This is a genomic window from Bacillus cereus group sp. Bc031 (assembly GCF_027716265.1).
Taxonomy (GTDB): domain Bacteria; phylum Bacillota; class Bacilli; order Bacillales; family Bacillaceae_G; genus Bacillus_A; species Bacillus_A paranthracis.
Genome location: NZ_JAQFUL010000065.1, coordinates 17,560 through 28,840, shown reverse-complemented (window position 1 = coordinate 28,840; position 11,281 = coordinate 17,560). Strand labels below are relative to the sequence as shown.

Below are 11,281 nucleotides of genomic sequence, written 5' to 3'. Positions count from 1 at the left end.
TGTGTGCGAATTCAAGAAAAATTAAACCACCTATCCCCTAAAGAATTTAGGGAACAAGTGGTTTAGGTGTTTTGATTAGTGTCCCGTTTTCAGGGTTCACTTCATCAACAAGGGAGTTTTTTTATGCACTTGTATGCAAATATAAAAGTCCAATTTCAGAGAAGAGATAAGATAGGCCGTAACATCCAACGCCAAGCATTCCGTAATGAAATAATTGCTTCGCTTTTTCTTTTCGTGAGGAACGAATAAAGAAGCCTTTCCAAATACCAAACCCGATACAAATCCATTCAAGAATCATAAAAAGTGCAGATAATATGAGCATAAATAAAACCATTATGAGCCCTCCTGATTATAATGTTTCATGCTGCATTCTTAGGGGTGGTTGTCCTTGTTATGTTATGTATATGTACATCTTTACAAAACAGTATGGTCTGCACGAAAAGATTTTAAAACTTTTGCACATAACCTACCCTATTTATTTTCAAAATAAAGGTGGAGGAGGTTTTTCGTGTGAAGAATCTTAAAATCATTTGGATATATCGTTTAGGGTTATTGTTACTTGTTTTTCTTTGTTTGCTCGTCTTTTTAAAAATTAAGCCGCTATGGGCACCGATTATTTTTGTATGTAAAGTGGCCATTACACCGTTTCTTATTGCATGTTTCATTGCGTATTTATTGCATCCTTTAATTGAAAAAATTCATAAGGAAGGGATGCCGCGTACACTCGCTATTTTGCTTATTTACATCCTTTTCTTTGGCGGGATTGGTTATGGAATTTATAAAGGAACGCCGGTTGTGATTAAGCAATTACAAGAAATCAATGAACAATTCCCGCAGTTTACAAAGATGTATGATTCGTGGATGGATGGTGTTACAGAACAAACAGCGAATTTCCCGTCATTTATTCATGAAAAGGTGAAACAAATTTTTGTCGGAGTAGAGACGAAGATACAAGCACTTTTAAATAAAGTGATGAGCACAGCTCGTGGTGTACTAGATTCGTTACTCATTATTTTCTTAATTCCGTTCATTGTATTTTACATATTAAAAGATTACGGTGAGTTTTATCATATCTTTTGGAAACTAGTCCCGAGTAAGTGGCGTAGTACGGGGCAAATGTTGGCGAAAGAAATTGATAAGTCACTTGGAAGTTATATTCGCGGACAGTTATTCGTTTGTTTAGTATTAGGAGGAGTATCGGTTCTTTCTTTTTGGTTTATCGGTATGAAATATCCATTATTACTTGGCATCATCATCGGGATAACGGATATAATCCCATACTTTGGCCCTATTTTAGGAGCGATTCCAGCGTTGATGATTGCAGCAACGGTATCAACAAGTTTACTCATTAAAGCGGGGATTACGATTGCTATTTTGCAATTCGTAGAAAGTAACATTTTATCCCCTTATATCGTTGGTAAGTCGCTTCGCATGCATCCTGTTATTATTATGCTTGCATTATTAGTTGGGGGAGAAGTGGCAGGAATTGTAGGGTTATTAATATCAGTTCCTATTTTAGCGGTCATTCGTACAGTGATCGTTCATGTAAGGCCTCTTTGGAAAAAAGAAGATGTGTAATAGGAAGGCCCTCTACTTATAAAAGTAGAGGGCTATCATTATTTAGAGAGTTGCTCGTTTATTTTTTGAACGAGAGAGCTTACATCATTTGTTTGAATATGTTTTATTTTTTTCCATTCATTATCATACATAAATACAATTTGATTGCTGAAAAGCCGCTTTTGTTCTTTTAAATTTGAAATTTTTGCGAAAGCGTACTCTTCAAATAAAGGGTTCTTACTTACATCTGGTCCATAAAAGAAGAGCCGTTTGTCTGTTAAAATTAGCAATCCTGGCCTTGCGACGGAACGATAAATAAATATGTCTAGTGAACAGGCTACGTAAAACAATATTGTTTCATCAGTCGTTAACATATTTTTAGCTTCGTTCAATAAGGTTGTCATTATAATCGCTCCTTTATTATTAATAATTTAATTATAACAAAAATAAAACATTCAGAAAAGTGCGTGGGAGTAGTACAATTTGTTAATACATGCATAATATATGAAAAGGCTGTTAAGAATGAATAGTAGAATAGCTATGATTAATAAGTAATTGATATAATATAAATGATTATCTACATTGACAAACTTAAGAGAATTCTATTATATTTAGTCATATAATACATTAAATCAATGACGGAACAAGTACGTTACAGTCCATTTATAGAGAGAAGCTTCCATATGGCTGAAAGAAGCTTTAAATGAAGGGTAACAGAAAGCTAATCCTGAGAGCAGCTAATCACTGCCGTCTTGCCACGTTACGGCACCATGAGGTGATGAATTGATTGTTATAGTAATCAATTCATAATTAGGGTGGTATCGCGAGTTAACTCTCGTCCCTTTTATAGGGGCGGGAGTTTTTTTTATTTAAGGAGGAAAATACAATGAAACAACTAACAGGCGCACAAATTCGTCAAATGTTTTTAGACTTTTTCCAAGAAAAAGGACATGCAGTAGAACCTAGTGCATCACTAGTTCCACATGAAGATCCATCTCTTCTATGGATTAACAGTGGTGTAGCAACATTAAAAAAATATTTTGATGGACGTGTAATCCCGCAAAATCCACGTATTACAAATGCTCAAAAATCAATTCGTACAAACGATATTGAAAACGTAGGGAAAACAGCTCGTCACCATACATTCTTTGAAATGTTAGGAAACTTCTCAATCGGTGATTACTTCAAAGAAGAAGCAATTACTTGGGCTTGGGAATTTTTAACGAGCGACAAATGGATTGGATTCGATAAAGAATTACTATCCGTTACAATTCATCCAGAAGATGAAGAAGCATTCACAATTTGGAATGAGAAAATGGGTGTTCCAAAAGAGCGCATCATCCGCTTAGAAGAGAACTTCTGGGATATCGGTGAAGGACCAAGTGGACCGAATACAGAGATTTTCTATGACCGCGGAGAAGCGTACGGTAATGACTTTAGTGACCCGGAATTATATCCAGGTGGAGAAAATGAGCGTTACTTAGAAGTATGGAACCTTGTATTCTCTCAATTTAACCATAATCCAGACGGTTCATATACACCACTTCCTAAGAAAAACATCGATACAGGGATGGGTCTAGAGCGTATGACATCTATCGTTCAAGATGTGCCTACAAACTTTGACACAGACTTATTCATGCCGATGATTGGTGCAACAGAAACAATCTCTGGTGAGAAATATCGTAATGGTGACTTAGAAAAAGATATGGCGTTTAAAGTAATCGCTGACCATATCCGTACAGTAACATTCGCTGTTGGTGACGGTGCTCTTCCATCTAACGAAGGCCGTGGTTATGTGTTACGTCGTTTATTACGCCGTGCGGTTCGTTATTCGAAGAAATTAAACATCAACCGTCCATTCATGTTTGAATTAGTACCGGTTGTTGGAGAAGTAATGAAAGACTTCTATCCAGAAGTACTTGAAAAGAAAGATTTCATTGCAAAAGTTGTGAAAAATGAAGAAGAGCGTTTCCACGAAACACTTCATGATGGTGAAGCAATTTTAGCTGAAGTTATCGCAAAAGCGAAAGAAGAAAAAACAACGGTTATTTCTGGAGTAGATGCGTTCCGTCTATATGACACATACGGTTTCCCAATTGAATTAACAGAAGAATATGCAGAAGAAGCTGGTATGACTGTTGATCATGAAGGTTTTGAAAATGAAATGGAAAAACAACGTGAGCGCGCACGTGCTGCTCGTCAAGATGTTGATTCTATGCAAGTTCAAGGCGGTGTCCTTGGAGAAGTGAAAGTAGCGAGCGAGTTCGTTGGTTACGGTACAGTTGCAACAGAAAGTAACGTTGTTGCACTTGTGAAAAACGGTGAATACACAGACAGCTTACAAGTTGGTGAAGAAGGACAATTAATGCTTGATGTAACACCATTCTATGCTGAGAGCGGTGGACAAATTGCAGACCGTGGTTATCTTCTTGCTGATGGCGTGAAAGTTCTTGTAAAAGACGTACAAAAAGCACCAAACGGCCAAAACTTGCACAAAGTTGTAGTTGAAGAAGGTACATTAACGAAAGATGCGGCTGTAAAAGCTATTATCGATACGAAAAACCGTAGTAGCGTTGTGAAGAACCATACAGCAACTCACTTACTACACCAAGCATTAAAAGACGTACTTGGAACACATGTTAACCAAGCAGGTTCTCTTGTAACTTCTGAACGTCTACGCTTTGACTTCTCTCACTTCGGTCAAGTACAAACTGACGAATTAGAAAAAATTGAGCGTATCGTAAACGAGAAAATTTGGGAAAGTATTGATGTTGAGATTTCTCAAAAAGCAATCGAAGAAGCGAAAGAAATGGGCGCAATGGCATTATTCGGTGAAAAATACGGAGATGTTGTACGCGTTGTACAAGTTGGCGATTACAGCTTAGAGCTTTGTGGTGGTTGTCACGTTGATAATACAGCTTCTATCGGTATTTTCAAAATCGTTGCTGAGTCTGGTATCGGTGCAGGAACTCGTCGTATTGAAGCAGTAACTGGTAAGTCTGCTTATGAATTAATGAACGATCAAGTAGGTTTATTAAAAGAAGCAGCTGGAAAAATGAAAACAAATCCAAAAGACATTTTAACAAGAGTTGATGGTCTATTTGCTGAAGTGAAACAATTGCAAAAAGAAAATGAATCTCTTGCTGCGAAATTAAGCAATATCGAAGCTGGAAACTTAACTGATTCTGTAATGACAGTTGATGGCGTGAACGTATTAGCAGCGAAAGTAAATGTTGCAGATATGAATAACTTACGTACGATGATGGATGATCTGAAAAATAAATTAGAATCTGCGGTTGTCGTATTAGCGTCTGTAAATGATGACAAAGTAAACATCTTAGCTGGCGTAACGAAAGATTTAATTAGCCAAGGTTACCATGCTGGTAAACTTGTGAAAGAAGTAGCTTCTCGTTGTGGCGGTGGCGGTGGTGGCCGTCCTGATATGGCACAAGCGGGCGGTAAAAACCCAGCGCAAGTTGAGGAAGCTTTAGCATTTGTACAAGAGTACGTTAAATCTGTTTCAAAATAAAGAGATAGTAGTGTACAATGGTAGGGAGAGGAGAAGTTCTTCTCCCTATACTTACTATATAAGTGAGGTGCTTGAAATGGACGGTTTTGATAAAACAATGAAGTTTAGCATTCAAGATGAAAAACAGAGTGTCCATGTAAATGATGTACTTTTAACTGTGTATGATGCACTTCAAGAAAAAGGCTATAATCCGATTAACCAAATCGTCGGTTATTTATTAAGTGGAGATCCAGCATACATACCTCGCCATAAAGATGCACGTAGCATCATTCGTAAGCTTGAACGTGATGAATTAATTGAAGAGCTTGTGAAGTCTTACTTGAAACATCATCGTGAGGAGTAGTTTATGCGGATATTAGGTTTAGATGTAGGTACAAAAACAGTCGGAGTTGCAATTAGCGACGAAATGGGCTGGACAGCACAAGGGTTAGAAACAATTAAGATTAACGAAGAACGAGGTCACTTTGGTTTTGATCGTATTTCTGAGTTAGTAAAGCAGTATGATGTGGACAAGATAGTAGTAGGTTTACCTAAAAATATGAATGGTACAATTGGCCCGCGTGGTGAAGCGTGCCAACAATTTGCAGAAAACCTACGAGAGCTGTTACAATTAGACGTTGTAATGTGGGACGAGCGTTTGTCAACGATGGCAGCGGAACGTCTACTCATTTCAGCCGATGTAAGCCGTAAGAAGCGAAAGCAAGTAATTGATAAGATGGCTGCAGTCGTAATCTTACAAGGATTTTTAGATAGTAAATAAGAGGTGACCAAAATGGAAGAAAATCAAATTACAATTGTAGACGAAAAAGGTAACGAACATTTATGTGAAATTATTTTCACTTTTGACGCTGAAAAATTTGGCAAAAAATCATACGTAGTCTTCTCTCCAATCGGTGAAGTAGACGAAGATGGAGACCAAATTTACGATGCAATGGCTTATGAGCAAAATGAAGAAGAGGGCGGAACTTTACTTCCAATCGAATCTGAAGAAGAGTGGGAAATGGTACAAGAAATGTTCAACACTCTAGCTGATGAGCAAGAAGCTGAATAATAAGTACTGAAAAGGTGGACGATATATAGTCTACCTTTTTTATATGTAAAATGAAAGATTTTTTGTCGAAACTGCGTAATCCTTTGTAGTATAATGAGACGGATTGTAGAAAAATAAAGTATCTGTCAAAAATGATAGGTAAGTTTATTGTGATTTTTCATCGTTTTGTATAGAAAGATGTACATATGGCCTACAATTGAATAAGGAGGAAGAGTTTTGGTAGAGAATCAAGTGAAAAAGAAGCGTAGACGCATTTTTTTATTCTCGATAATTGCACTGCTTTTAGTTTGTGGTTCAGTCTATGCGTATATTTCATCCGCATTAGGACCGGTTGATAGCGGGAATAAAAAAGAGATTGAAGTAGAAATTCCAAAGGGATCATCTACTAGTAAAATTGGTGAGATTTTAGAAGAAAAAGGTGCTGTGAAAAACGGTACAGTTTTTAGTTTTTATACAAAGGCTAAATCTAAAAATTTACAAGCGGGTACATATTTATTAAATCCTTCAATGAGTGCAAAAGATGTTATTGAGCAAATGTCATCTGGTAATGTACATCGTCCAGCACTTTATAAAGTGACGGTAAAAGAAGGGGCACAAGTAACTGAAATTGCAGAAACGGTTGCAAACGAATTAAAATGGAATAAAGATGATGTTGTACGTCAATTAAACGATAAAGCATTTATTCAAAAAATGCAGCAAAAGTATCCCAAGCTGTTAACGGATAAAATCTTTGATAGCAATATTAAATATCCATTAGAAGGTTATTTATATCCTGCGACGTACTCTTTCTATAAAAAAGATACAACTTTAGAAGAAATTGTTATCCAAATGCTTGAGAAAACGAATGCAATCATTGTTCAAAACGAAGCAAAAATGAAAGCGAAAAACTGGGATGTGCATCAGCTTTTAACATTGTCTTCACTTATTGAAGAAGAGGCAACAGGCTTTACAGATCGTCAAAAGATCTCTAGTGTCTTTTATAATCGTTTAGCAAAAGGTATGCCGCTTCAAACGGATCCAACGGTATTATATGCACTTGGAAAGCATAAACAACGTGTATTATACGAAGATTTAAAGATAAACTCACCGTACAATACGTACGTTGTGAAAGGATTGCCGGTGGGCCCGATTGCAAACTCTGGTAAACATTCAGTGGAAGCAGCGCTAGAGCCTGCGCAAACAGATTATTATTATTTCTTAGCTGCACCAACTGGTGAAGTGTACTATGCGAAAACATTGGAAGAGCATAATGCACTAAAGCAAAAATATATTACGAAAAAGCAGTGAAATGGGGAGGGATAGCGAAAAAGGTCGCACATCCCTCTTTTTTGTGGTAAAATATATCGGGTTAAAAACTGGCAGAAGAATCGTTTTTAATATCAAAACGGGACGTACAAGCTAAGGATAAAGCTGGCTTGTATTTTTATTGCATTCTATGTGTGAAAAGACGTCATAGAGGCACTTCTCCATGTAAATAAGGAGGACCATTATGGAGGATGCAGTTAACGAGTACCTATTATCATTTATTGATCCGAAAGATAAATTAATTCTTGAAATGGAAGACTATGCGAAAGAAAATCATGTGCCAATTATGGATCGACTTGGAATGGAATTTATGTTGCAATTTTTACGTTTAATTGGACCGAAGAGCATTTTAGAGCTAGGTACAGCAATTGGCTATTCTAGTATTCGTATGATGCAAGCTATTCCAAATTCTCGCATTGTGACAGTTGAGCGCAATCGCGATCGATATGAAAAAGCACTTGAATATATAGAACGTTCACCAGTTAAAGAACGTATTTCCGTTATTTACGGTGATGCGTTAGAAACAGGCGAGCAAGTAGAAGAACATGGAACATTTGACGTTATTTTTATTGACGCAGCAAAAGGACAATATCGTCGCTTTTTTGACTTATATGAACCGTTATTAAATCCTGGTGGCGTAATTATTTCAGATAATGTTATGTACCATGGCCTTGTAACGACGAAAGAGAAAATTGAAAACAGACGTACACGTGGTTTAATCCGTCGTATTAAGACGTACAATGAATGGCTTATGAACCATGAAGGATATGATACAACGATTTTCCCAATTGGTGATGGAGTAGCTGTTAGTAAAAAGAAAGGGTGACCAAGGTATGAAGAAACCAGAATTGTTAGTAACACCAAAAGCAGTGGCGGATATCGAACCTCTTGCGAAAGCAGGAGCAGATGCGGTAATGATCGGTGAGCAAAAGTTTGGTTTACGTTTAGCAGGGGAATTTTCACGTGAAGATGTGAAACAAGCTGTGAAGATTGCACATGAAAATGGTGTAAAAGTATACGTAGCAATGAACGCTATGTTCCACAACGATAAAGTAGAAGAATTAACAGACTATGTTGCATTTTTAAACGAAGTACATGTAGATGCAATTGTTTTCGGAGATCCAGCAGTATTAATGGCGGTTCGCGAAGTAGCGCCAAATATGCAATTGCACTGGAATACAGAAACAACAGCAACAAACTGGTTTACTTGTAACTACTGGGGACAAAGAGGAGCAAAACGTGCTGTATTAGCTCGCGAGCTTAGCTTAGATGAAATTGTTGAATTAAAAGAAAATGCTGAAGTGGAACTTGAAGTGCAAATTCACGGTATGACTTGTATGTTCCAGTCGAAGCGTTCGTTAGTAGGAAACTACTTTGAGTATCAAGGACGTCATCTTGACATTGAAAAGAAAAAATATGAAGAGAATATGTTCTTATATGACCCAGAGCGTAACAATAAATATCCAATTTATGAAGATGAAAATGGTACTCACATTATGAGTCCAAATGATATTTGTTTCATCGATGAGTTAGAAGAGCTAATTGATGCTGAAATTGATAGCTTAAAAGTTGATGGTGTACTAAAAAGCTCTGCATACATTATTGAGGTAACGAAGAAATATCGTAAAGCAATTGATTTATGTGTAGAAGATCGTGATGCGTATTACGACGTGAAAGACGACTTATATAAAGAGATAGAAGAAATGCAACCGGTGAATCGTCCGTTAGATACAGGATTCTTCTTTAAAGAGACGGTTTACTAAACGAGGAGGGTGTAGGAAATGACTGTACAAGAAATTTCACGAGTGATCGATGGCAAACGCGTTATTGTGAAGAAACCTGAACTGTTAATCCCTGCGGGTAACTTAGAAAAATTAAAAGTAGCTATCCATTACGGGGCAGATGCTGTATATTTAGGTGGACAAGAATTTGGTCTTCGTTCGAATGCAGGTAACTTTACACTGGAAGAAATGGCAGAAGGTGTGGAATTTGCAAAGAAATATGGAGCAAAAATATATGTAACAACAAATATCTTTGCACATAATGAAAATATGGACGGGCTAGAGGAATATTTAAAAGGGATTGAAAAAGCTGGCGTAACGGGAATTATCGTTGCTGATCCGCTTATCATTGAGACTTGTAAACGTGTAGCGCCTTCTGTTGAGGTGCATTTAAGCACACAGCAATCACTATCCAACTGGAAAGCAGCACAGTATTGGAAAGAAGAAGGTTTACATCGTCTTGTATTAGCTCGTGAAGCAAGCTATGAAGAAATGAAAGAGATTAAAGAAAAAGTGGATATTGAAATTGAAGCATTCGTCCATGGTGCAATGTGTATCGCATATTCAGGAAGATGTACGCTAAGTAACCATATGACAGCGCGTGACTCTAACCGTGGTGGTTGTTGTCAATCTTGTCGCTGGGACTATGATTTAGTTCAAACAGTATCACAACATAAAGATGCAAAAGAGCTTCCTCTATTCCAAGAAGAAGATGCTCACTTTGCAATGAGTCCAAAAGACTTAAATTTAATTTTATCAATTCCGAAAATGATTGAAATTGGAATTGATAGCTTAAAAGTTGAAGGACGTATGAAATCAATCCATTACGTAGCTACTGTAGCGACAGTATATCGTAAAGTAATTGATGCATATTGTGCGGATCCTGATAACTTTGAGTTTAAACAAGAATGGTTAGATGAGCTTGATAAATGTGCAAATCGTGATACAGCTCCTGCATTCTTTGAAGGGGTTCCAGGACATCAAGAGCAAATGTTTGGAAATCATAGTAAGAAAACAACGTATGATTTCGCTGGTTTAGTGTTAGATTATAATGAAGAAACGGGCATCGTAACGATTGAGCAACGTAATCATTTCAAACCAGGACATGAAGTGGAGTTCTTTGGACCAGAAATAGAAAACTTTACGCAGACGGTGGAGAAAATTTGGGATGAGGATGGAAACGAATTAGATGCAGCGAGACATCCGTTGCAGATCGTGAAATTCAAAGTGGATCAACCAGTGTATGTGAATAATATGATGCGCAAAAGCATACTTCAATAAGAAAGAGTGATAGTCGAATGGGGACGAATAAGCCTGTTGTAATTGGAATTGCTGGTGGTTCAGGGTCAGGTAAGACAAGTGTAACGAAAGCGATTTTTGACCATTTTAAAGGTCATTCCATTTTAATCTTAGAGCAAGATTATTATTACAAAGATCAAAGCCATTTACCAATGGAAGAACGTTTAAAAACAAATTATGATCATCCATTAGCGTTTGATAATGATTTGTTAATTGAACATTTGCAGCAGTTGCTTGCATATAAACAAGTAGAGAAACCTGTATATGACTATACATTGCATACGCGTTCAGATGAAATTATTCCAGTTGAGCCGAAAGATGTAATCATTTTAGAAGGAATTCTTATTTTAGAAGACCCACGTCTTTGTGAGTTAATGGACATTAAGTTATTCGTTGATACAGATGCTGACCTTCGTATCCTGCGCCGCATGCAGCGTGATATTAAAGAACGTGGTCGTACGATGGATTCAGTTATTGATCAATATGTAAATGTTGTACGTCCAATGCACAATCAATTTATTGAGCCTTCTAAGAAATTTGCGGATATTATTATCCCTGAAGGTGGACAAAACCACGTTGCAATTGATATTATGGTTACAAAAATTGCAACAATTCTTGAACAAAAAGTAAATTTGTAATAGCATAGTAAAAGATATACGGTAGGAAGGGATTTTTTCCCTTCCTATCGAATACAATGAAACATGCAACCTCATCTATATATAGGTGAGGGCATATTTATATCAACTTTCCATACATATC

General features: G+C 36.9%; 12 protein-coding genes and 1 other annotated feature. Of the genes, 10 read left to right on the top strand and 2 right to left on the bottom strand.

Annotated features, from left to right (window positions below):
- Positions 1-121: 121 nt before the first annotated feature.
- Positions 122-334: a hypothetical protein gene (locus PDQ33_RS21245; RefSeq protein ID WP_000242543.1), complete on the bottom strand. Its 213-nt coding sequence runs from the start codon at positions 332-334 to the stop codon at positions 122-124.
- A gap of 176 nt (positions 335-510) precedes the next feature.
- Between PDQ33_RS21245 and PDQ33_RS21240 the strand changes: the two genes are divergently transcribed.
- The gene (locus tag PDQ33_RS21240) at positions 511-1,578 is read left to right on the top strand and encodes an AI-2E family transporter (protein WP_000793117.1); all 1,068 of its coding nucleotides are present in this window, start codon (positions 511-513) and stop codon (positions 1,576-1,578) included.
- Between the two features lie 38 nt (positions 1,579-1,616).
- On the opposite strand, the gene PDQ33_RS21235 is transcribed toward PDQ33_RS21240, so the two are convergent.
- The gene (locus PDQ33_RS21235) at positions 1,617-1,961 is read right to left on the bottom strand and encodes a PH domain-containing protein (protein WP_061132122.1); all 345 of its coding nucleotides are present in this window, start codon (positions 1,959-1,961) and stop codon (positions 1,617-1,619) included.
- A 222-nt stretch (positions 1,962-2,183) separates the two neighbouring features.
- Positions 2,184-2,403 (top strand) — a binding site (T-box leader).
- Between the two features lie 40 nt (positions 2,404-2,443).
- Here PDQ33_RS21235 and alaS point away from each other — a divergent pair.
- The 9 genes from alaS (at position 2,444) to udk (ending at position 11,160) form a co-directional block, all read left to right on the top strand.
- Positions 2,444-5,086, top strand: a complete 2,643-nt coding sequence (gene alaS / locus PDQ33_RS21230; protein ID WP_000811837.1) for an alanine--tRNA ligase — start codon at positions 2,444-2,446, stop codon at positions 5,084-5,086.
- 76 nt (positions 5,087-5,162) lie between these two features.
- Positions 5,163-5,429 (top strand): IreB family regulatory phosphoprotein, encoded by a 267-nt coding sequence (locus tag PDQ33_RS21225; RefSeq protein ID WP_000348590.1) that lies wholly within the window; start codon positions 5,163-5,165, stop codon positions 5,427-5,429.
- Positions 5,430-5,432: 3 nt separating this feature from the next.
- Positions 5,433-5,846, top strand: a complete 414-nt coding sequence (gene ruvX / locus PDQ33_RS21220) for a Holliday junction resolvase RuvX (protein WP_001221191.1) — start codon at positions 5,433-5,435, stop codon at positions 5,844-5,846.
- A gap of 12 nt (positions 5,847-5,858) precedes the next feature.
- Positions 5,859-6,137 (top strand): DUF1292 domain-containing protein, encoded by a 279-nt coding sequence (locus PDQ33_RS21215; protein WP_000392247.1) that lies wholly within the window; start codon positions 5,859-5,861, stop codon positions 6,135-6,137.
- A 216-nt stretch (positions 6,138-6,353) separates the two neighbouring features.
- Positions 6,354-7,424 (top strand): endolytic transglycosylase MltG, encoded by a 1,071-nt coding sequence (mltG, locus tag PDQ33_RS21210; RefSeq protein WP_000230081.1) that lies wholly within the window; start codon positions 6,354-6,356, stop codon positions 7,422-7,424.
- Between the two features lie 202 nt (positions 7,425-7,626).
- The gene (locus tag PDQ33_RS21205) at positions 7,627-8,268 is read left to right on the top strand and encodes an O-methyltransferase (protein ID WP_000389089.1); all 642 of its coding nucleotides are present in this window, start codon (positions 7,627-7,629) and stop codon (positions 8,266-8,268) included.
- A 7-nt stretch (positions 8,269-8,275) separates the two neighbouring features.
- A complete protein-coding gene (locus PDQ33_RS21200) occupies positions 8,276-9,205 on the top strand; it encodes a peptidase U32 family protein (RefSeq protein WP_000742781.1) in 930 nt (309 codons plus the stop codon).
- Between the two features lie 18 nt (positions 9,206-9,223).
- A complete protein-coding gene (locus PDQ33_RS21195) occupies positions 9,224-10,504 on the top strand; it encodes a peptidase U32 family protein (RefSeq protein WP_000217969.1) in 1,281 nt (426 codons plus the stop codon).
- 17 nt (positions 10,505-10,521) lie between these two features.
- The gene (udk, locus tag PDQ33_RS21190) at positions 10,522-11,160 is read left to right on the top strand and encodes a uridine kinase (protein WP_000537087.1); all 639 of its coding nucleotides are present in this window, start codon (positions 10,522-10,524) and stop codon (positions 11,158-11,160) included.
- Positions 11,161-11,281: the final 121 nt, after the last annotated feature.

Excerpts from the sequence above, each read along its gene's own strand:
- PDQ33_RS21205 (WP_000389089.1), top strand. The coding sequence starts at position 7,627 with ATGGAGGATGCAGTTAACGAGTACCTATTATCATTTATTGATCCGAAA.
- udk (WP_000537087.1), top strand. The coding sequence starts at position 10,522 with ATGGGGACGAATAAGCCTGTTGTAATTGGAATTGCTGGTGGTTCAGGG.
- PDQ33_RS21245 (WP_000242543.1), bottom strand. The coding sequence starts at position 334 with ATGGTTTTATTTATGCTCATATTATCTGCACTTTTTATGATTCTTGAA.
- PDQ33_RS21200 (WP_000742781.1), top strand. The coding sequence starts at position 8,276 with ATGAAGAAACCAGAATTGTTAGTAACACCAAAAGCAGTGGCGGATATC.
- PDQ33_RS21195 (WP_000217969.1), top strand. The coding sequence starts at position 9,224 with ATGACTGTACAAGAAATTTCACGAGTGATCGATGGCAAACGCGTTATT.
- ruvX (WP_001221191.1), top strand. The coding sequence starts at position 5,433 with ATGCGGATATTAGGTTTAGATGTAGGTACAAAAACAGTCGGAGTTGCA.
- PDQ33_RS21215 (WP_000392247.1), top strand. The coding sequence starts at position 5,859 with ATGGAAGAAAATCAAATTACAATTGTAGACGAAAAAGGTAACGAACAT.
- PDQ33_RS21225 (WP_000348590.1), top strand. The coding sequence starts at position 5,163 with ATGGACGGTTTTGATAAAACAATGAAGTTTAGCATTCAAGATGAAAAA.
- PDQ33_RS21235 (WP_061132122.1), bottom strand. The coding sequence starts at position 1,961 with ATGACAACCTTATTGAACGAAGCTAAAAATATGTTAACGACTGATGAA.
- alaS (WP_000811837.1), top strand. The coding sequence starts at position 2,444 with ATGAAACAACTAACAGGCGCACAAATTCGTCAAATGTTTTTAGACTTT.